At 59.0% G+C, this 20,384-nt stretch carries 21 protein-coding genes and 5 tRNA genes; 19 read left to right on the top strand and 7 right to left on the bottom strand.

The features are described from left to right. Window positions 1-108: 108 nt before the first annotated feature. The 3 genes from AAAX31_RS01700 to AAAX31_RS01690 all read right to left on the bottom strand — a co-directional run bounded on the left by AAAX31_RS01700 (window position 109) and on the right by AAAX31_RS01690 (window position 2,586). Complete coding sequence (locus AAAX31_RS01700) at window positions 109-1,413, bottom strand: type II toxin-antitoxin system HipA family toxin (RefSeq protein WP_138339589.1); 1,305 nt, start codon at window positions 1,411-1,413, stop codon at window positions 109-111. A 3-nt stretch (window positions 1,414-1,416) separates the two neighbouring features. Continuing rightward, the gene (locus AAAX31_RS01695; RefSeq protein WP_171025111.1) at window positions 1,417-1,887 is read right to left on the bottom strand and encodes a helix-turn-helix domain-containing protein; all 471 of its coding nucleotides are present in this window, start codon (window positions 1,885-1,887) and stop codon (window positions 1,417-1,419) included. Window positions 1,888-2,007: 120 nt separating this feature from the next. Next, window positions 2,008-2,586 carry a manganese efflux pump MntP family protein gene (locus tag AAAX31_RS01690; protein ID WP_138339591.1) on the bottom strand — a complete coding sequence of 193 codons (579 nt, stop codon included), beginning with the start codon at window positions 2,584-2,586 and terminating at the stop codon, window positions 2,008-2,010. Between the two features lie 346 nt (window positions 2,587-2,932). Between AAAX31_RS01690 and disA the strand changes: the two genes are divergently transcribed. The 6 genes from disA (at window position 2,933) to AAAX31_RS01660 (ending at window position 8,426) form a co-directional block, all read left to right on the top strand. Then, window positions 2,933-4,000 (top strand): DNA integrity scanning diadenylate cyclase DisA, encoded by a 1,068-nt coding sequence (gene disA, locus AAAX31_RS01685; protein ID WP_040359001.1) that lies wholly within the window; start codon window positions 2,933-2,935, stop codon window positions 3,998-4,000. Next, window positions 4,000-4,728 (top strand): 2-C-methyl-D-erythritol 4-phosphate cytidylyltransferase, encoded by a 729-nt coding sequence (gene ispD, locus AAAX31_RS01680; protein ID WP_138339592.1) that lies wholly within the window; start codon window positions 4,000-4,002, stop codon window positions 4,726-4,728. Before disA ends, ispD begins: the two co-directional genes overlap by 1 nt. Next, complete coding sequence (ispF, locus tag AAAX31_RS01675) at window positions 4,718-5,212, top strand: 2-C-methyl-D-erythritol 2,4-cyclodiphosphate synthase (protein ID WP_006234975.1); 495 nt, start codon at window positions 4,718-4,720, stop codon at window positions 5,210-5,212. Before ispD ends, ispF begins: the two co-directional genes overlap by 11 nt. Before the next feature lie 3 nt (window positions 5,213-5,215). Next, the gene (cysS, locus tag AAAX31_RS01670; protein WP_349075976.1) at window positions 5,216-6,682 is read left to right on the top strand and encodes a cysteine--tRNA ligase; all 1,467 of its coding nucleotides are present in this window, start codon (window positions 5,216-5,218) and stop codon (window positions 6,680-6,682) included. 142 nt (window positions 6,683-6,824) lie between these two features. Further along, window positions 6,825-7,745, top strand: coding sequence for a 23S rRNA (guanosine(2251)-2'-O)-methyltransferase RlmB (gene rlmB / locus AAAX31_RS01665; RefSeq protein WP_349075975.1), 921 nt, complete (start codon window positions 6,825-6,827; stop codon window positions 7,743-7,745). Window positions 7,746-7,748: 3 nt separating this feature from the next. Further along, entirely contained in the window at window positions 7,749-8,426 is a 678-nt protein-coding gene (locus AAAX31_RS01660; protein ID WP_006234978.1) for an NYN domain-containing protein, read from the top strand. Between the two features lie 27 nt (window positions 8,427-8,453). Here AAAX31_RS01660 and AAAX31_RS01655 read toward each other — a convergent pair whose 3' ends face one another. Next, window positions 8,454-9,794: a DNA-binding protein gene (locus tag AAAX31_RS01655; RefSeq protein ID WP_349075973.1), complete on the bottom strand. Its 1,341-nt coding sequence runs from the start codon at window positions 9,792-9,794 to the stop codon at window positions 8,454-8,456. Window positions 9,795-10,018: 224 nt separating this feature from the next. Here AAAX31_RS01655 and AAAX31_RS01650 point away from each other — a divergent pair. The 11 genes from AAAX31_RS01650 (at window position 10,019) to rplA (ending at window position 15,288) form a co-directional block, all read left to right on the top strand. After that, window positions 10,019-10,093, top strand: a tRNA-Thr gene (locus AAAX31_RS01650). Between the two features lie 813 nt (window positions 10,094-10,906). Next, window positions 10,907-10,988 (top strand) — tRNA-Tyr (locus tag AAAX31_RS01645). A gap of 10 nt (window positions 10,989-10,998) precedes the next feature. After that, window positions 10,999-11,074, top strand: a tRNA-Thr gene (locus tag AAAX31_RS01640). 3 nt (window positions 11,075-11,077) lie between these two features. Next, window positions 11,078-11,154: transfer RNA gene (locus AAAX31_RS01635), tRNA-Met, on the top strand. Window positions 11,155-11,250: 96 nt separating this feature from the next. Continuing rightward, complete coding sequence (tuf, locus tag AAAX31_RS01630) at window positions 11,251-12,441, top strand: elongation factor Tu (RefSeq protein ID WP_035137538.1); 1,191 nt, start codon at window positions 11,251-11,253, stop codon at window positions 12,439-12,441. A gap of 279 nt (window positions 12,442-12,720) precedes the next feature. Continuing rightward, window positions 12,721-12,870, top strand: a complete 150-nt coding sequence (rpmG, locus tag AAAX31_RS01625; protein WP_022093895.1) for a 50S ribosomal protein L33 — start codon at window positions 12,721-12,723, stop codon at window positions 12,868-12,870. A 13-nt stretch (window positions 12,871-12,883) separates the two neighbouring features. Then, window positions 12,884-12,959: transfer RNA gene (locus AAAX31_RS01620), tRNA-Trp, on the top strand. Between the two features lie 76 nt (window positions 12,960-13,035). Then, the gene (gene secE / locus AAAX31_RS01615; protein ID WP_035137537.1) at window positions 13,036-13,374 is read left to right on the top strand and encodes a preprotein translocase subunit SecE; all 339 of its coding nucleotides are present in this window, start codon (window positions 13,036-13,038) and stop codon (window positions 13,372-13,374) included. Between the two features lie 3 nt (window positions 13,375-13,377). Beyond that, window positions 13,378-13,914, top strand: a complete 537-nt coding sequence (gene nusG, locus AAAX31_RS01610) for a transcription termination/antitermination protein NusG (RefSeq protein ID WP_349075971.1) — start codon at window positions 13,378-13,380, stop codon at window positions 13,912-13,914. A 120-nt stretch (window positions 13,915-14,034) separates the two neighbouring features. Beyond that, window positions 14,035-14,463 (top strand): 50S ribosomal protein L11, encoded by a 429-nt coding sequence (gene rplK, locus AAAX31_RS01605; protein ID WP_022093893.1) that lies wholly within the window; start codon window positions 14,035-14,037, stop codon window positions 14,461-14,463. Window positions 14,464-14,580: 117 nt separating this feature from the next. Beyond that, on the top strand, window positions 14,581-15,288 hold the full coding sequence (rplA, locus tag AAAX31_RS01600; RefSeq protein WP_022093892.1) for a 50S ribosomal protein L1: 708 nt from the start codon (window positions 14,581-14,583) through the stop codon (window positions 15,286-15,288). Window positions 15,289-15,413: 125 nt separating this feature from the next. On the opposite strand, the gene AAAX31_RS01595 is transcribed toward rplA, so the two are convergent. The 3 genes from AAAX31_RS01595 to AAAX31_RS01585 form a co-directional block, all read right to left on the bottom strand. After that, entirely contained in the window at window positions 15,414-16,124 is a 711-nt protein-coding gene (locus tag AAAX31_RS01595; protein ID WP_117799696.1) for a metallophosphoesterase, read from the bottom strand. After that, the gene (locus tag AAAX31_RS01590; protein WP_349075969.1) at window positions 16,121-18,037 is read right to left on the bottom strand and encodes a BMP family ABC transporter substrate-binding protein; all 1,917 of its coding nucleotides are present in this window, start codon (window positions 18,035-18,037) and stop codon (window positions 16,121-16,123) included. Before AAAX31_RS01590 ends, AAAX31_RS01595 begins: the two co-directional genes overlap by 4 nt. 92 nt (window positions 18,038-18,129) lie before the next feature. Further along, window positions 18,130-18,897 (bottom strand): mechanosensitive ion channel domain-containing protein, encoded by a 768-nt coding sequence (locus AAAX31_RS01585; protein ID WP_195239368.1) that lies wholly within the window; start codon window positions 18,895-18,897, stop codon window positions 18,130-18,132. A gap of 110 nt (window positions 18,898-19,007) precedes the next feature. Between AAAX31_RS01585 and AAAX31_RS01580 the strand changes: the two genes are divergently transcribed. Together AAAX31_RS01580 and AAAX31_RS01575 are read left to right on the top strand one after the other, a co-directional pair. After that, window positions 19,008-19,499 (top strand): helix-turn-helix domain-containing protein, encoded by a 492-nt coding sequence (locus AAAX31_RS01580; RefSeq protein WP_117736974.1) that lies wholly within the window; start codon window positions 19,008-19,010, stop codon window positions 19,497-19,499. Next, a complete protein-coding gene (locus AAAX31_RS01575) occupies window positions 19,466-20,371 on the top strand; it encodes an IS3 family transposase (protein WP_199411040.1) in 906 nt (301 codons plus the stop codon). The genes AAAX31_RS01580 and AAAX31_RS01575 overlap by 34 nt, the downstream gene beginning before the upstream one ends. Window positions 20,372-20,384: the final 13 nt, after the last annotated feature.

Below are 20,384 nucleotides of genomic sequence, written 5' to 3'. Positions count from 1 at the left end.
TCCGAGCCACGTGCTGGTGGATTGCAAATGACATTATGAGAGGGGGCACCCGAGCTTTTGCGACGGGTGCCTCCTCTCTTCTTTTGGGAAATGGGAGATTACGGACACCTAGCCCATATCCGCCTTGATGAGGTCGAGGGTGCGCTGGCAGTTTTCGCAGACGGGGCCGAGCATATGCTCGCGCAGGTCCGCCATGCCGGGCAGGTCGGCGTATTCGTCCATGACCTCTTCCATGCAAATGGGTACCTCGTAGGCGAGGTCCATCATGGTCGCAAAGCAAAACTTCTCGGATAGCCCGGCATCGGTGAGCGCCGCCTCCAGCGCGGGGTCGCCCATACCGTGGTATCGGCGGATAGCGCCTGGACCGATGCGCCCCACACGATTTTCGCCGCCAACGCTCATGGCAAGGCGCGCTTTTCGCCGCATGCGTTCGTATGCCAGCCCCGATGCAACGTCATACATACGGGCCATCATAGCTGTGCTGCCGTTTCCAAGAAGCAGGGAATAGTTCTTCGCATGCGCGTCCGGTGCGCCGATGATGGCGTTAAAGAAAAGTATCTGCGTAAACAGATACAGGTTAAGTTGATGATGGCTCGTGTTGACGAGGAGTTCCTGAATGTCGCGTGCGGTCGGGCCACCGTCTGCCGTGTACTTTTGAGCGGGCATCACTCCAAGGGCCTGACAGAGGTCTTCTTGGTGTAGACGCATGATTGTTCCGTCTTTGGCTTTCACACGGTCATAGCGTTCAACAATGAGGGCGGGTTCGTCCTCAAATAAGCGATACTCAACGTTCGCCGTTGCGATACCCGCGCGCTGGGCGCTTTTCATGCAGACAAACTCATTAAGAGCTTCAAGTTTAAATCCGATAACGCCATTTTTGAAAATATGCGTCGTGGGCGAGGAACCTACGCATTCGCACCAGCGACCGTCTATGAGCGCGAGTGCGAACTTGCCCTGGTTGCCTCCAAGTGACCAACTTTCATCTAGGCCCATCCACGATGCCTCGCGGTCATCCCTGATCGACTTGAGGCGCAAGGCAATCTCGTGGTCGTCTATAGGGCGGTATTCGCCAGTGCGATGCAAGGCGGCGTCGATATCTTCTTCGGCGCAAAACTGCACTCCGCCCGGACAGTCGAGTCCGATATGGCTGAGCAGCGCAACGGGATTATTGGGCCTGGCGTCGAATTCGGCGGCAATCGCTTTTCGTTGGTCCTCGCTGTCGGGCAGAAGGCCAAACAAGTACGGATTCATGACCTGTTGGCCGTATGTGCGATTTGATACGGGAATGTTGGTCGATAGGGCTGGCCCGTCATAATCTTGATCGTAGGCAAAACTGACTAGACCGCTCTCATCTTGCATGAGCGTTCCTGCGGGTACGCCGCAAATAATAGTCCGAAGCGTTTTTCTGGCCATTGGCTATCTCCCTTCGGGCTTGGTTTGGGCAGATGCGCTTGCGGCAATCGAGACTCCGAGATTGGACATGGCGAAATCGGCGAAGGCCTTGTCGTAGAGCTCGGCCGTAAAGGGGGTATCTGGAAGAGCTGGAATGGCTGCGCCGCGTCGGTTGCGATGGTGAAGACGTTGAGTGTGATGGCACCTGGGGGTGCTACAAGGTTGCAAATCGGCATGCGGGGCGTCGGTTGGCTGCTCATGTTTCGTGTCGTCGATATTCCCTTGAGCAACTAGTGCCAGTCCGAGAGCACCGAAAACCGCCAGCAGCTTGTCGAGCCGAATACCCGTGGCATCTCCCAGCTCGAGCGATGCGAGCAGGCGCTCCGAAACACCGGCTTTTTTAGCGAGGGTTGCACGGGTGAGACCCTGAGCATCGCGTGCCTGGCGCACGTAGATGCCAGCTTGGCGCGGTGTGGTGATGGGAAGGGTATCCACGGCGATCTCCTAACGTGCAGACTTTTGCATATCAGTATGACATGCAAAAGTCTGCATGAAAAGGCCTCATGCAAAACTCTGCATGAGGCCTTGCCCGGACGTTTAGTTTTGAAGGGTGTTTTACAGCGCCAAAAACCCCAAGTGTTCCAGCAGAATCTTGAGGCCGATAAGGATAAGCACGACGCCACCCACGATGGTGGCGGGTTTTTCGTAGCGCGCGCCAAAGGTGTGGCCGATCGCCACGCCGGCGACGGAGAAGATAAACGTTGTGATGCCTATAAGCGATACAGCGGGCACGATGTCGACCGAGAGTGCCGCAAACGAGATGCCCACGGCTAGGGCGTCGATTGAGGTGGCAATGGCGAGGAGCAGGTACTCGACCAGGTCAATCTTTTCGGCATCCTTGCCGTCGCCTTCATCCTCGTCCTCGGTAAAGGCTTCCCACAGCATTTTGCCGCCGATGAAGGCGAGCAGGATAAAGGCGATCCAGTGGTCGATGGGGCCGATGATGCCCATAAACTGACTGCCAAGCGCCCATCCGATTACGGGCATGCCGGCCTGGAAGCCGCCAAAGAACAGGCCGAGCACCACGGCGACCTTAAGGTTGATCTTTTTCATGCCGAGACCCTTGCAGATGGAAACGGCAAAGGCGTCCATCGAAAGGCCAACGGCGAGCAACACGAGCTCTGCGAGTCCCATAGCATGGCTCCCTCTCTGCGGGCGAGCCCGCGTGTACCTCTTGGGGGAATAACAAAAAAGACCCGTGGCGTACGCGCTGCGCGCACAACCACGAGTCTCGTTCATTAAGGCAAGCCAGACCGTTTCGGCCAGTATGTTGACTTGCCGCGCCACCGGAGGCGAACCCGGCCACGCGACTACTCCCTCATTCATGTGAACCCCGATGCTACCACATAAGCAGCCCATTTGGGTTGGGCTCTCAGCTGTGTTCGCTCATTCTGTAAGCATCGGATTTCGCAAGCGCCGCGGGGACAAACCGTGAGAAACTATTTAGCGTTTATGGAGCGTATACGATGGGAGCGATGCCTTGGATAAGAACGAGCTGCAAAAGCGTATGGAACAGGCCATCCGCCTGACGGCACCTGGTCAGCCGATCCGCACCGCCCTCGACATGATCATCGCCGGTCACCTGGGCGCCCTTATCTGCGTCGGCGACACCGAAAACGTGCTCGCTGCCGGTAACGACGGCTTCCCGCTCAACATTTCGTTCACCTCGAACCGTCTGTTCGAGCTCTCCAAGATGGACGGTGCCATCGTCATCGACGGCGACCTCACCCAGATCCTGCGCGCCAACTTCCACCTCAATCCCGATCCCTCGCTTGCCACGAGCGAGACGGGCATGCGTCACCGCACCGCCGCTCGCATGTCGGTGCTCACCGATGCCATCGTGATCTCGGTCTCGGCCCGTCGTGCCGTCGTTAACGTGTACGTTCACGGCAAGAGCTACGAGATCCAGCCCGTCACCACCATCATGAGCTCGGTCAACCAGCTCGTCGCCACGCTTCAGACTACTCGTCAGTCGCTCGACCGCTCCCTGCTGCGCCTGACGGCCCTCGAGCTCGACGACTACGTTACGCTCGCCGACATTACCGGTATTTTCTCGAGCTTCGAGATCATGCAGCAAGCAAAGACCGAGCTTAAGGATTGCATCGTCAAGCTGGGCAACCAGGGCAAGCTCGTGCAGATGCAGCTCGAGCAGCTCGCCGGTTCCAGCATGGATACCGAATACGACCTGATGATCCGCGACTACGCGAGCGATTCCTCCGAGGCAAACGCCGAGAAGATTCGTGCAGAGCTCGCTCGCATGACGCCTAAGGACCTGTCCGACCCGCAGCACGTGGCGGCAGTTCTGGGCTATGACGACCTGGACGAGGACTCCGTCATGACGCCGCTGGGCCTGCGCACGCTTTCGCGCGTGTCCGTCGTGCGCGACGGCGTGGCCGAGAAGATCGTCGACGAGTACGGCTCGCTGCAGGAGCTCATGGACGACATCAGCGAGGATCCGGAGCGCCTGGGCGACTTTGGCGTCAACAACCCTGCCATTCTTGCGGACTCGCTGTACCGCATGAAGGGCACCAAACAGGGGAACGCATAATGGCGCCCGTATGCGCCGTGGTCGTTGCCGGCGGCAGCGGTCAGCGCTTTGGAAATCCCGGCGGCAAGCAGCTCGTTAACGTGGCGGGCCGTCCGCTCATGAGCTGGTCCATCCGCGCGTTTGATCGTAGCGACAAGGTCGGCCATATCGTGGTGGTGTGTCCTGCCGAGCGCCGTGCCGAGATGCGCCGCCTTGCCATCGACCCGTTTGACTATGACACGCCCATCAGCTTTGCCGATGCCGGCGATACCCGTCAGGATTCCACCCGTGCCGGCGTGCATGCGGTTCCGGCGGGTTTCGAATATGTCGCCATCCACGATGGCGCTCGTCCGCTCATTACGACCGAGGCCATCGACCACGCTATCGACGTGCTCATGGGTGACCGCTCGCTCGACGGTGTCGTGTGCGGTCAGCCCGCGATCGACACGCTCAAGATCGTCGACGGCGATAATATCGTCGAGACGCCGCCGCGCGAGCTCTATTGGGCCGCGCAGACGCCGCAGATCTTTAGCGTCGACGCGATGAAGCGTGCCCATGCCGCGGCGATTGCCGAGGGCTTTATCGGTACCGACGACTCATCGCTGGTCGAGCGCATGGGCGGGCGCGTCCGCTGTGTCCAGAGCCCGCGCGACAACCTTAAGGTGACGGTGCCCGAGGATCTGCGTCCCGTAACCGCGATTCTGCTTGGCCGCATGGCCGAGGGAGAGGACCTTCCCTATGTTCAGTAACCTGCGCATTGGCCACGGCTACGACGTCCACCGTTTGGTGGAGGGGCGTCGATGTATCATCGGCGGGGTCGACATTCCCTACGAGCGCGGCCTGCTGGGCCACTCGGATGCCGATGTGCTCGCGCACGCCTTGGCCGACGCCATTCTGGGCGCCTGCCGCGGGGGAGACATCGGCAAGCTATTCCCCGACACCGATCCTGCCTACGAGGGTGCCGATTCGATGGTGCTGCTCGCTCGCGTGATGGACTATGCGCGCGAGCTGGGCTTTGAGTTTGTCGATGCCGATTGCACCATTGCCTGTCAGCAACCCAAGATCACCCCGCACCGCGATGCCATGCGCGCCAACCTTGCCCATGCCCTGGGCGTTGACGTCGAAAATGTAGGCGTCGCCGCCACTACGACCGAAAAGCTCGGTTGGGAAGGCCAGGGCGAGGGAATCGGCGCCTGGGCCGTCTGCCTGCTACAGAAAACCGTTAAGGAGTAACGAATGCGTATCTACAACAGCGCTACCCATAAAAAGGAAGAGTTCCAGCCCATCGAGTCCGGCAAGGTTCGCATGTACGTGTGCGGCCCCACGGTCTACGACAACATCCACATCGGCAATGCCCGCACGTTCATCAGCTTCGATGTGATTCGACGCTGGCTCATCGCGAGCGGCTACGAGGTCACGTTCGCCCAGAACCTCACCGATGTCGACGACAAGATCATCAAGCGCGCCAACGAGCAGGGCCGTACGGCTGCCGAGGTCGCGACGGAGTTCTCCGACAAGTTCATCGGCGTCATGCGCGCCGCCAACGTGCTCGATCCCGATGTGCGCCCCCGCGCCACCAAGGAGATCGGCCCCATGATCGCCATGATCAAGACGCTTATCGAGCAGGGCCACGCTTACGCAGCCGATAACGGCGATGTGTACTTTGCCGTGCGCAGCGATCCCAACTATGGTCAGGTCTCGGGCCGCAACATCGACGACCTTATGGTTGGTGCGCGCATCGAGGAGAACGAGGACAAGATCGACCCGCTCGACTTTGCCCTGTGGAAGGCCGCCAAGCCCGGCGAGCCCAGCTGGCCGAGCCCCTGGGGCGAGGGCCGTCCCGGTTGGCACACCGAGTGCGCCGCCATGGTGCATCGCTACCTGGGTACCCCGATCGATATCCACGGCGGTGGCTCCGATCTTGCTTTCCCGCATCACGAGAACGAGTGCGCCCAGGCCACCTGCGCCTGGCACCAGGGCTTCTCCAACACCTGGATGCACACGGGCATGCTGCTGGTTGACGGCGAGAAGATGTCCAAGTCACTCGGCAACTTCTTTACGCTGGCCGAGGTCCTCGAACAGCACTCCGCTGCCGCCCTGCGCCTGCTGATGCTGCAGACGAGCTATCGCTCGCCGCTCGACTTTTCTTGGGAGCGCCTGGAGGGTGCCGAGAACTCGCTCACGCGTATCGCCGGTACGGTCGAGAACCTGCGCTGGGCCGCGAACCATGCGACGGCCGATGCCGATGCGGCTGCCGCCGAGGCGTTTGCCGCCAAGGCCGCCGAGACTCGTGCCACCTTTAAGGAGTGCATGGACGACGACTTTAACACCGCTGGTGCCATGGGTGCCGTCTTTGGCTTTGTGACCGAGTGCAACCAGTACCTGGAGCAGGCGGGCGACGCTGCCGACAAGGCCGCCGCGCTTGCCGCCGCCGACACGCTGGCCGAGCTGCTCGATACGCTTGGCGTTGAGCTCCCCGAGCCCAAGGTCGAGTTGCCGCTGGGCCTGCTGGGCGTTGCCGCCGGTTTGGTTGCCTACACGGGTGACGACGTGGACGAGGCCGCTGCCAAGATTCTCGAGGCCCGCGCCGAGGCCCGCGCCGCCAAGAACTGGGATCTGGCCGACGCCATCCGCGACCAGCTCAAGGACCTGGGCCTGACGATCGAGGATACGACCGCCGGCACCCGTATTAAGACTCTCTAGTATTTGTTGACCGTTCGAGGTGCGGCAGATTGCCTTGAAAGAGGAGGGCATAGACCTGGTGGTCATGCCCGACGATTGAAAGGCAAGGTGCCGTGGCTCGGACGGTCGATTCTTGTTCGTTATGTATTTAGGAGGTCGCTTTATGGCCGACAATCGCAAGCGTGCACCGCGTGGAGGCAAGCAGGCTGCTTCTGACTCGCGTCCGATTCGCCGCAACGACCGCGCTGCCGCTCCCAAGGGCCAGCGCGAGCGCTCCCAAGCCCAGGCTGCGCGTCCGCAGCGCGATCGCAACCGCGACAACGTTCAGGCTCCCAAGGGCGAGTTTATCGAAGGTCGTCGTGCAGCCGCCGAGGCGCTGCGTACCGGCTTTCCCGTCAAGTGTGCGCTCATCGCCGAGGGCGGGGAGCGCGATGCCGCCCTGTCTCGTCTGGTCGATGACCTCAACGCCGCCGGTGTCCGCATTAAGTATGTGCCGCGTGCGCAGCTCGATGCGCTGTCGAGCCATGGCGCTCACCAGGGCATTGCGCTCGAGGTTGGTAACTTCCCTTACGCTGATGTTGCCGATATCCTCGACCGCGCGGGCGACGGTCCGGCGCTTGTCGTTGTGCTCGACCATGTGACCGACGACGGCAACTTTGGTGCCATCGTGCGCTCCGCCGAAGTCGTGGGCGCGGCGGGCGTCATCATTGCCAACAAGCGCGCTGCCGGCGTGACCGTTGGCAGCTACAAGACTTCCGCCGGCGCCGTCATGCACCTGCCTATCGCGCAGGTTCCCAATATCGCCCGTGCACTCGACGACCTCAAGGCCGCTGGCTTTTGGGTGGGCGGTGCCTCCGAGCACGCCGAGGGCAGCTGCTGGGATGCTCCCTTCGAGGGCCGCGTGGCGCTCGTCATGGGCTCCGAGGGCGACGGCATCTCGCGCCTGGTGCTCGAGAAATGCGACTTTTTGACCAAGCTTCCCCAGCGCGGCATGACCGAGAGTCTCAACGTTGCCCAGGCGACCACCGCGCTGTGCTTTGAGTGGCTGCGCCGCAATGCCGGCGAGCTCATGGGGGAGGAGTAGCGCATGTCCAAGAAGAACCGCGCTAAGTCCAAGGCCAAGCGCTTTGGCGAGGGCTCGGCCAAGCCGATTGTTTCGGCCGCGACCTATGGCGTGGGCGGCAATGCGTTTGCGCAGGCTATCGCCGACCCAGTCTCGACGGTGCACTCCAATAAGCCTGAGCTGCTGGTGGTCGACGGTTACAACGTGATCCACTGCACGCCGCGCTACGAAAAGCTCGTGTACGACCATTCCGACGATCCGTATTCCAGCGACGTTCACGATATGGCGCGCACCGCCCTCATCAACGACGTCGCCGCCTTTGCCCAGGGCCGTTACGAGGCCGTAATCGTGTTTGACGGCGCGGGCAATATCTCCAGCGAGCGCCCCAACCTACCGGCCCGCGGCGTGCGCATTGAGTTTTCGCCGACGGGTGTTTCGGCCGATACCGTGGTGCAGAAGCTCTGCATCGAGGCACGTGAGGAAGGTCGCGCGTGCTCCGTGGTATCGAGCGACGGCACGATCCAGGCCGTCGTCATGGGCAAGGGCGTTACGCGCATCTCGAGCCGTATGCTGGTAGACGAGATTAAACAGATCGATAACGACGTTCACGAGGCAGAGGAAGCTCCGCAGATCAAGATGACTCTGGGCAGTCGCCTGAGCCCCGATGCCCTGGCCAAGCTCAAGGCCCTGCGCGGGAGGTAGGGGAGTTGGCGGGGCAATGCTGCCTCGCTAACTCCATTCAGCGATGTCGATCATTCTTTCGAGGCGCCACGTTAGCGCCTCTTTTAGATATGGCAGCCTTGCCGTGAGCGCGTCGTTTCTGGAAAGAATCTCGATTGCCTCGTCAACGAAGCCTTCGAGTTTGTCGCCGTCAAACCAGCCCATGTCCTCGACGAGCAACATTTGTTTGGCGGGGCTTGAATGAAATTGTGCGCTGGTAAAACTGTGCTCTCCCGCCCTAAGCTCCTCTAGTGATATGTTGCACCAGAGCGATGAGCCCGAATCGAAGATGGGGGCAGGTCTGCAAGCTTGCGTGTTTACGTTTCGCACGAGGCCGAAGTTGCGCCAATGACGATCGTAGTTGGCAATGATGTCGTCACATACGATCATGCGGTCAAGGGCATCCTTGACGCCTGTCACCCCGAGCTCCTCGCAGTTTGCTACATATCGCTCGTAGTCGGTTAGCCGTTCATCTGCGTTTGCGTGCTGGTTTACATAGAACGCAGGGACATACTCTTCTTCATCAGTTAAGAAGACATCGCATGTGCTCAGGGCGGAAGTGCCCGTGCCCTCGAGCGAGTAAGGCACATAATCGCAGGCGTTTAGGATGCGACGGTGGAGCGCGGTCGCCACCAGCTCGTTATAAGGTTCCTGGTCCAGGTGCGCTCCTGCCTTATGCAGAATTCGACGTTCGCCCTCGCACGTCCAGTACTTTTGAAGATTGCCGTCCGAGGTGTTATCGGGCTTTGCGGCAGCCGCTTTTCCCTCTGGGGCGAAGGGTGCGATGCTGAGAGAGACGTCATCAAAGGCGTTATTGAAGAAATTGATATCCTCCCAGGTGAGACCGGAACCTTGGGGCCTAATCCAATACTGGTCGGATAAGGAGAGGCCGAGATTTCGCTGGACGAGTTCATCGGGAACATCGACTGCGGCTTCTGCAAGCAGGGAGGCTAGCCCAATGCGTGCGAGCGGGATACCGCGGCCGCGCCACCAGATGCGGAAGGAGTCTAGCGATATGGGGCTATTAGGGCCAAATACTCCAATAGGGGCGTGGGCGTAATCGATGTCGGCACTGATGTGGGTAAAGTCTTTTCGCGATGTACTGTAGACCAGCTGAGCGACTTCGTACGTGCGGTTCATGAGGGTGAACGCGATCTCGCTCTTACCGTGGCCGCGGCGGGGACGTCCCCCCGTTTTGGTCACAGAGCGGAGTCGCGTGTCGACGCTGTCTTTGTCGATGAGCCATACACCAGAAGCCTTGCGGGCCTCAAGTGCTCCGTTTTTTATGAGCTCCTGCACCCTGCGCGGAGTGATGCCGAGCAGCTCGGCGGCTTCTTTGGTAGTAAGCATCGCGAAACCCTTCGCCAGAACGAATAGTTTTATATATAGCAATTGTAATTAAAACTATTCGTTCTGGCGAATGGTTTTAAGATTGAGGGCGCACTGACAGAAATGAACGGGCCTGGTACGCGTTGTTGCTGGATTTTGCATATTTGTATAACGCCGTGCGGCCTGTTGCGCCCCGTCCGCAATTCCTTTATTCTTAACTCGCTTCGCGTGAAAGCGCCAAGTGTGCCAGTGTGGCGCAACGGTAGCGCAACTGATTTGTAATCAGTGGGTTGCAGGTTCGATTCCTGTCACTGGCTCCATGAGAGTTTCGGGCTCTGTTCCCTTGTGGGACAGGGCCCGTTTCTATTTATGTCGATAAGTCAGCGTGTTTGGCGCCAACCAAGCTTCAGGTTTGTCTCGATCCGTAACACGAGTGGGCTGAAGACCCTCCTTATAGTTACAGATCGAAACATTGCCAAGGGAAGGCCGATAACATCTCGATCCGTAACACGAAGAGGCTGAAAACCGTTCTTACTGTTACAGAATGAGACGTAAGCGGGGGTTTCTGCGAAACATCTCGATCTGTAACAGATAGGGGAGGAATAACCCTCTTACTGTTACAGGTCGAGACATAGGCCGGGGCGAGGTTGGTCATCGTCATCGAGCGTGGATTATCGGACACACGAGCGTGGAAAATCTTCCGCCTAGTGAATGAGCGTGGATAATCTGCCACTTTGGATTCGATGGCACGGCAAAGTGGGAGATTATCCACGCTCGATTTCAAACGGAAGAAAATCCACGCTCGATTTTGCCTGGGAAGAGCAATCTTCTGTCTGGGCAGCCCCGATCTCGACCTATATATAGGTGCAAATAAGCTGGTATCGAAGTTCGATACTGAAGGTGTACTCCACTACAGCAAAGTGTTACCTTGGGAAACGTCACCTCAGTATCCAAAACCACTGTCCTTCATATCCAAACTCAATAAAACCGCAGGTCACGGCTATATAGATACGCCCGGCACCGTGTATCTAGAGGTTTTCGTTGACAGCCCCCAAGGTGGCATCGTATTATCTTCTTCGTTCGCGGGGGCGGCGGTCCAAAAGACCAAAGGACCTGCGGATACTTGAACGATTGGGAGTTTGCCCGAGTGGTTAATGGGGACGGGCTGTAAACCCGTTGGCTCTGCCTACATAGGTTCGAATCCTATAGCTCCCACCCGTCAAGTGCCTGTATAGCTCAGTCGGTAGAGCACTTCGTTGGTAACGAAGAGGTCACCAGTTCAAGTCTGGTTGCAGGCTCCATCCGGCGGTGTAGCTCAGTTGGTTAGAGCACACGGTTCATACCCGTGGCGTCACTGGTTCGAATCCAGTCACCGCTACCATAGGTAACACGGTGGCTTCTCAATAGTATGTTGAGAGGCCACTATGGTATAAAGGCAAAGTCCCGTCCGGGGACGACCTGTTAAGAGGAGGGCTTTATGGCCAAAGAGAAGTTTGAGCGCACTAAGCCGCATGTTAACATCGGCACCATTGGTCACGTCGACCACGGCAAGACCACGCTGACCGCCGCCATCACCAAGGTTCTCTCCGAGACCGAGGGCTGCAAGGCTGACTTCACTGCGTTCGAGAACATCGACAAGGCTCCCGAGGAGCGCGAGCGCGGCATTACGATTTCCGTCTCCCACGTTGAGTACGAGACCGCTGCCCGTCACTACGCTCACGTTGACTGCCCGGGCCACGCTGACTACGTCAAGAACATGATCTCCGGCGCTGCTCAGATGGACGGCGCTATCCTGGTCATCGCTGCTACCGACGGCCCCATGGCTCAGACCCGCGAGCACATCCTGCTCGCCCGTCAGGTCGGCGTTCCCTACATCGTCGTCTTCCTGAACAAGTGCGACATGGTCGACGATGACGAGCTCATCGACCTCGTCGAGATGGAGACCCGTGAGCTCCTCTCCGAGTACGATTTCCCCGGCGACGACATCCCCGTCATCCGTGGCTCCGCTCTGGGCGCTCTCGAGGGCGACGCCAAGTGGATGGACGCCATTCGCGAGCTCATGAAGGCCGTCGACGAGTACATCCCGACGCCTGCTCGTAACAACGACCTCCCGTTCCTGATGGCCGTTGAGGACGTTATGACCATCTCCGGCCGTGGTACCGTTGCTACTGGCCGTGTCGAGCGCGGTGAGCTCAAGCTCAACGAGCCCGTCGAGATCGTCGGCATCAAGGATACCCAGAACACCGTCGTTACCGGTATCGAGATGTTCCGTAAGTCCATGGACTTCTGCGAGGCTGGCGACAACGTCGGTCTGCTGCTCCGCGGCATCAAGCGTGAGGACATCGAGCGCGGCCAGGTTCTCTGCAAGCCCGGTTCGGTTACCCCGCACACCAAGTTCACCGGCGAGATCTACGTTCTGACCAAGGAGGAGGGCGGCCGTCACACCCCGTTCTTCGATGGTTATCGTCCTCAGTTCTACTTCCGTACCACCGACGTTACCGGTACGGTCAAGCTCCCCGAGGGCACCGAGATGGCTATGCCTGGTGACCACATCACCATCGAGGGCGACCTCATCCACCCGATCGCCATGGAGGAGGGCCTGCGCTTCGCTATCCGCGAGGGTGGCCACACCGTCGGTTCGGGCATCGTCTCCACGATCATTGAGTAAATTAGCTCTTTGATATAGCTGACTTAGAGAACCCGGCACTTATATGGGTGCCGGGTTCTTTTCTGCAATGGATATTGAGCCGTTGCTGGTGTCGAGAGGATCGATAATGGTCCTGGATGCACCGTCGATTAGCTCTCGATGGCTTCATTGATGTGTTCCAAATATGAATGGATCCACCGAGAACCAATTGACTCGAGGTTTTCATTGACAGCACTTACGTGGAGCTGATAAAGTAACAACTCGTGCCCGTACGGGGCGGAAATGAAAGGTTCAGGATACATGCGTACTCTAGTTACTCTTGCGTGCACTGAGTGCAAGCGCCGCAACTATACGACCACCAAGAACAAGTCGACCATGCCTGATCGTATGGAGATCAAGAAGTATTGCCCCTGGTGCCGTCACCACACGCTGCACAAAGAGACTCGCTAGTCTCTAGTCACATACGCCAGTAGTTCAATTGGTAGAGCATCGGTCTCCAAAACCGAGTGTTGAGGGTTCGAGTCCTTCCTGGCGTGCCAGTCATTATTCCGTAAGCTCCCACTTGGGGGCTTACGGTTTACTCATGTATAAGCGCATTGCGCGGAGGTAACCCAAATGGCCAACAAGAAGAACAAGAAGAAGGCTCAGCAGCCGGCACCTGCCAACAAAGCTGCCGCCAACTCCAAGGTTGAGGCCAAGAAGGCCGTTGCCAAGAAGAACGAGAAGGCTGCGAAGTCCAAGAAGAACGAGAAGCCTGGTTTCTTCGCCCGCACCAAGAAGTATTTCGCTTCGGTCAAGTCCGAGATGAAGCGTGTCACGTGGCCCGATAAGAAGGAGCTCGTGAACTACTCGGTTGTTGTTTGCGCTTCTCTGATCGTCGTCGGCGTCGTCATCGCTCTGCTCGATGCTGGCTTTGGCGAGGCTCTTGCTCTGTTCTCTGGATTGAGGGGCTAAACCATGTCTAAGCGTTGGTACGTCGTTCACACTTACTCTGGATACGAGAACCGCGTTAAGTCCGATCTCGAGCATCGCATCGAGACTATGGGCATGCAGGACCGTATCTTTGATATCGAGATTCCTATGGAGCGCGTCACCGAGATTAAAGAGGGTGGCAAGCGTGAGATCAAGGATTCCAAGATCTTCCCGGGTTATGTCCTGGTCCGCATGGAGATGGATGACGATGCTTGGACGTGTGTTCGTAACACGCCTGGCGTCACCGGTTTCCTAGGCGGCAACGGCAAGCCCGCTCCGCTTTCCCGCGACGAGTACAACAAGATGACTCGTCGTCCCGGTAAGGGCGATTCGCCCAAGCGCACCTCGGTTGATATTGAGGTCGGTACGTCCGTCCGCGTCACCGATGGCCCGCTTACCGACTTTGATGGCAAGGTCTCCGAGGTTAACACCGAGGCTGGCAAGCTCAAGGTCACGCTGATGATCTTTGGCCGCGAGACGCCGGTCGAGCTCGACTTTAACCAGGTCGCTGTCATCGCTTAAGTTTTCGTCCGTTCGCGCGAGCGTGCTTCTTCTGTGACTGCTCATCTCAGGAGTGCTTCTAACACGTGCGTGCTTACGATATAGCAAGTACTTCACACTCGTGATTCGAAAGGAATGACCATGGCTGAGAAGAAGGTTGCCAACGTCATTAAGCTCCAGATTCCTGCTGGTGCAGCAAACCCCGCTCCTCCCGTCGGCCCCGCCCTGGGCGCTGCTGGCGTGAACATCATGCAGTTCTGCCAGGCCTTTAACGCCGAGACGCAGGACAAGAAGGGTGACATCATCCCCGTTGAGATCTCTGTCTACGAGGACAAGTCCTTCTCCTTCATCACCAAGACCCCGCCGGCGGCTCACCTTATCAAGAAGGAGCTGAACCTCAAGTCTGGTTCCGCTAAGCCCCAGGCTGACAAGGTTGGTCAGCTCTCCCAGGAGCAGCTCACCAAGATCGCCGAGATCAAGATGCCGGACCTCAATGCCAACGACATTGACGCCGCCAAGAAGATCATCGCCGGTACCGCCCGTTCCATGGGCGTCACCATCGCTGAGTAGCGATTTCTTATGGTAACGGCGGGTGCTCCGACCGGGGCGCCCGTTAAATGTGTGCAATAGGGCACACGATACGATGTGGGAGGGCTCACGCCCGTTTAACCACAGGAGGTAATGCACATGGCTAAGCATGGTAAGAGCTATAACGCCGCTGCCGAGAAGATCGACCGCGCCACGCTCTACACCCCCCTTCAGGCTGCCAAGCTCATCAAGGAGCTCGACACCGCCAAGTTCGACGAGACCGTCGAGGCTCACTTCCGTCTGGGCATCGATACTCGTAAGGCTGACCAGAACATCCGTGGTTCCATCTCCCTGCCCCACGGCACCGGCAAGACCGTTCGTGTTGCCGTCTTCGCCGAGGGCGAGAAGGCCCGTGAGGCTGAGGCTGCCGGCGCCGACATCATCGGTTCCGACGAGCTCGTCGCCCAGATTCAGAAGGGCGAGATCAACTTCGACGCCGCTATCGCTACGCCGAACATGATGGCCAAGGTTGGCCGCATCGGTAAGATCCTTGGTCCCCGTGGCCTCATGCCGAACCCCAAGCTCGGCACCGTGACCATGGACGTCGCCAAGATGGTCTCCGAGCTCAAGGCTGGTCGCGTTGAGTACCGCGCCGACCGCTACGGCATCTGCCACGTGCCCCTGGGCAAGAAGTCCTTCTCTGAGCAGCAGCTCGTCGAGAACTACGCTGCCCTGTACACCGAGATTCTGCGCGTCAAGCCCTCTTCTGCTAAGGGCAAGTACGTCAAGTCCATCTCCGTGTCTTCCACCATGGGCCCTGGCGTCAAGGTCGATCCCGCTGTCCAGCGTGACTTCCTGGCTGAGTAACTGCTAGTTACTGCCTGAGTACAGCAAGCATTGCTAAAGAAACCCGGTTCTGCCTTGTGCAGGACCGGGTTTCTTGCTATCGCGTCAAAAGCACCATAAAGGGGACAGTGTCCCCTTTATGGTGGTTACCAGGGTGTTCTGGCTGTTGAAGACTCGATGGCTTCGTGGCGTTTGAGCTCGCGGCGCATGGTTTGTGAGTTGAGCCAAGCTGCTTGCCAGCCGCGGATGGGGTAGTGCGTCTGGTCGAGCTCAAACTGCGTATAGCCGCAGGCGTTGATGATCGTCGTTCCACACACATGCTGACGCTCGCGCTGAAAATCGCAACCGTAGCTTTGGTGCACATGCCCGTGCACCATGTAGTCGGGATTCCAGGATTCGAGTGCTGTGTTAAAACACTCGAATCCTCGATGCGGCAGATCGTCCAGATCACCCATACCGGCGGCGGGTGCATGGGTAAGCAGAATGTCGCACCCGCCGACCATCCTAACCTTACGCGACAGCTTACGCATGCGCTTGGACATCTCGCGTTCGGTGTACATGTTGGCGCCGTCGCGATAACGCATGGACCCGCCAAGGCCCGCAATGCGAATCCCTCGGTACGTGTACACGCTGTCCTCTACGCAGATACATCCACCCGGTGCATGACGTGCGTAGCGGTCATCGTGATTGCCGCGCACGTAGATGAGCGGTTTGTTGATGACCGTAACCAAAAACTCAAGATAGTCCGGGTCCAGATCGCCGGCGGACAAAATCAGGTCGACTCCCTCAAAGCGTTCCTTGCGAAAGCACTCCCAAAGGCATCGTTCTTCGGTATCGGCTATGGCAAGGATTTTCATAGGGCAGGGACTTTCGGCTCATCGTCGAGCTGCGGAATGGTGCCTACCACGTTGTCCGCCAGCCAATTCATCTCGACAATCTGCGTGCTCGGCAGCGGAGGGAAGCCTTCGATCTGTACCACGCCGTTCTGGCTGTGGAGCTCGCCGCCAAAGGGGTTGATGGATCCCACAACAATGCCGTTGCGGAGCAACTGCACGAGTTTGCGCGTTTGGTAGGGTAGGCCCGGAGCGTAACGGATGTCGATAACGCCGGAGCTCATGCCATACCAGTAGTTGACAGCGCGCACTTGGTTGTCGTCGCTGGTCTCGTCCCACGTGCCGTGAAGAAGGCTGCGAACGATGAGCTCGTAGTAACGGCCCCAGTTCCATACGGGCATGGCGATGCCGGTGACTTTGCCGTCGACCAAGCGGTGAAGCCCGTAGGCCGTTGGGTCTTCGAGCGACTTTGACATGTCAGCGCCGGTCATGACGCTTACGCCTTCGCGGCACATGGCTTCGGCAAGACCACCGGCGGGAACATCGCCCCAGGTGAGGATGACCTGCGCGCGCGGGTCGAGCAGCGAGGCGCCAATCGCAAAGGCGTTGATCTCGCTGAGTGCGCCCGAGGCGAAGACCGACGCGTGGTAACCGATGCGGTGGTTGTCCGCCATGCTGGCCGCAAGGGCGCCCAGCAGAAACTTGGCCTCGTACATCTTGCCAAAGTACGAACGGACGCTTTGATGGGGAAGGCCGATAGAGCAGTTGAGGAACCGAACCCGGGGATACTCAACGGCAGCCCTGAGCGTGTATTCCATCAGGCGGTGCGAGGTCGAGAAGATGACGTTTGCTCCATGTTTGACAGCCGTTTCCACGGCGGCGTAGAACACATCCGGATCGTGACAGTCCTCGAACGCCTCGGTGCGCACGATACCGCCAAAGTGCTCATCGAGATACTGACGCCCTTGGTCGTGCAGGCTGTCCCAGCTCGACGTCGCACAGGGGAACTCATGGATAAAGGCGATGCGCAGGGGGTTGGCCGTCGAGTAGACGGTCTTGCCCATAAAGAAGTTGAGCACGCCAGAGGTGGACTTGGCGGGCGTCTCCTCCTCGTCGACGCTCGGTGCTTCGACAAGATCGACCTTGTCCTCGTCATTTTTGCCGGCAATGACCAGCTCGCGCCAGATCTTGCACAGGTGGTTTACGACGATATCCGTTGGCGTATCCAGCAGGCGGTCCTGGTTGTACACATTGAGGTAGACGAGCATGGCGTCGGCGGGCGTAATGTCCAGGTGATCGCCGCCTGCGCGAAGGTAGGCACGCTTAAAGAGCAGGAAAGTGTGGCGCAGGTAGTCGACCTTTTTCTGCGGCCATTTTTCGATAAGGTTCTGACCGAGCATCTTCGCGAGCGTTTCGTAGCTTCCCTCACGCGAGAACTCGATCTCGTATAGGGGGCAGACGCGCCAAAACGCGCAGAACTCGCCGTACAGGCGGCTTTCGACGGAATCCCATGTGCCGGGGTAGAGACGGGTGACCTTGGCCGAAACCGTCGGGGCGTCTAGGAATTTGAGGACACTGACGCGTTTGTTGCCTTCTTGGACATAGAACCGATGCATGAACTCGGTGACGATGACGGGGTCGCGATAGCCCTCGGTCACCTGGATGTCGTAGAGGTTGGACCACTTGCGGGCGAACTCGGTGCTAAACGGAAGCAGGGGCATAAAGTTGCATGAAAAGGCGGACTGACGGCCCTTGGTGACCGTGCCGACGACCATTTCGAGCGGAATATCCCGCAGGCCGACATTCTCTCGCTGACCTAAGGGGAGCTGAACAACCAAGCTATCGAGGTCCGTAAGGTATGGATGCTCGCTTTGGCTAATGGCGCGTCGACGTCCTTGCTCGCCGCGCTTGCGTGCTTGACGATAGGCCTCTTCCATAATGTTGCTCCCTTAGTCGTTTAAACAACTATATGAACCATGGTACCACGAATGAAAACCACTACAAAGATGCCTGACCCCTTTGCGGTGGTTTAGGCGATGATGGGGGCGATGGCGCGGATGCAGGCGTCGGCAGCGGTGAAAGTGGTGCTGTCGTCGCTGACGATAAAGATGATCTTTCCTTTGATGCCAAAGTCGCCGATTTCGCTAAAGAGCACGTAGGGCTCTTTGTCAAAGCCCGAGATGGGCGAGACGGCCGTTTTGGTTGCGCTCGTGAGCTCGTCTGCCAGCACGTCAAGGGAAGCCCACTTAGACGTGTCCTTTACGGCAACGGGCACGGCCACGCGTCCAAAGGGCATCAAATGCACGAGCGTGTTCTTGGAGATGTTGGAGTTGGGCACAATGATGGTCTGTCCACAGGCATCCTCAATCGTTGTATGGCGCCAAGTGATGTCTTGGACCACGCCGGATACGCCGCCGACCTCGATATTGTCGCCGGGTTTGATGATGCCCATAAAGGTCACTTGCATGCCGCCGATAAGGTTTGACAGCGTGTCCTGAAAGCCGAGCGAGATGGCGATGCCGCCGACGCCAAGAGCGGCGACGAGGGCGTTTGCATTAATGCCAAAACAGTTGTCGAGGATAAAGCTGCCGCCGATCATCCAGATGACGGCGCGCGCGATGTTGATGAAGATACTCGATGCCGGTAGCGGGTTATCGTCTCGGTTAAGCAGATGGTTCAGGGTCTTGGATACGACCTTGGCGGCGACGGCGGTGCCTATCGCCAAGATGACGGCCCAGATGATGTTGTGGACCCACCGTTGCTCAAAGAAATGAAGAATCGGCTCAAACAATTCCATGTAGGGAAACCTCCTAATGATCGTCCAACCATGATACCCACCAAGAAGCCCGTCCGATCAAATTGAACTGCCTCCCATTTCTTGGACATGAGAAATGGGAGGCTTTCTTTATGCGCGTTGATTTGAGAGTGAAGCATGATATCGAGGCCAGGAAGGCGGCCATAGGGCTCTTCGAGCTCGGGCACGGGTATAAATCTGCCGCGATTGCCCTTTCGCTTCCCGTGGAAGCCGTGAGAAGATGGCAGGAGATATACCGCGCATTCGGGAGCGAGGTGCTGCTGCGCATGGACGGAAAGCAGGGCAGGTACACATACGAGCAGAAGGTCGCCGCCGCCTCCGCCGTCGTCGACGGCGGCATGACGAAGACCGAGGCGATGGCGGCGTTCGGCATAATGTCGATGTCGCCGCTCAAGAAGTGGTGCGCGCTATACCGCCGGGGCGGCGCGGAGGCCCTGCGCCCGAGGCCCAAGGGCCGGCCGAAGGGTTCCAAGGCGAGGCCGCGGACCCGCGAGGAGGAGCTCGAGGAGCGGTGCCGTAGGCTCGAGGCCGAGGTGGCCTACCTAAAAAAATTACGCGCCCTGGTCGAGAGGGACGGGCTCTGACCAGGGCGAAGGCCGAAGCGGTCGCGGCCCTGCGCGCCGAGGGGCACGCGCTCGGGCACCTGCTCGCATGCGCCGAGCTCAAGCGGTCGACCTACTACTACGCCCTCGCGCACCCGCCGAGGCCCACGCGCCCCGAGCTCTGGGAGGCGGCCGCCGAGATCTTCTCGCGCACCGCCAACGGCTGCGGGCACCGGCAGATAGCGATGTGCCTCAGGGCGGAAGAGGGGGCCGTGATAGCCGACAAGACCGTGCTCAAGATGATGCGCGAGATGGGGATTCGCTGCGGTATCAGACGCGAGACGGCCTACCACAGGTACAACTCGTACAGGGGCGTCGTCGGCAGGACGTTCGAGAACGTGATCGCGAGGGATTTCGACGCCGGGGCCCCGTGGCGGAAGCTGGGAACGGACGTCACCGAGTTCAAGGTGGCGGGCGGCAAGGCCTACTGGGCCCCGACGCTGGACTTCTGCACCAAGGAGATCGTGGCGAGCGACATATCGACCACGCCCGACATGGCCCAGCAGGTCAGGATGCTCGACGAGCTGCTGTCCAAGATCCCCGAGGGCGCCGCCCCGACCATGCACTCGGACCGGGGCTGGCAGTACCAGCACGCCTCGTACACATCCAGGCTCGAGGCCGCCGGCATCGTCCAGAGCATGTCCAGGAAGGCGAACTGCATCGACAACGCCGCCACCGAGCAGCTCTTCGGCCACGTCAAGGACGAGTTCTACCGGGGCCGCGAGTGGGAGACGTTCGAGGATTTCAAACGCGACCTGGAGGAATACATAGTCCACTGGAACACGAGCCGGAGGCAGGTAAGATTGAAGGGCCTGACCCCGGAGGAGTTCCGGAATCAGGCCCTCGCGGCCTAGTCGCTATTTAGGG

Source organism: Collinsella sp. CLA-ER-H5 (assembly GCF_040092375.1).
GTDB lineage: Bacteria > Actinomycetota > Coriobacteriia > Coriobacteriales > Coriobacteriaceae > Collinsella.
This window is presented reverse-complemented; position numbering and strand designations above follow the sequence as displayed.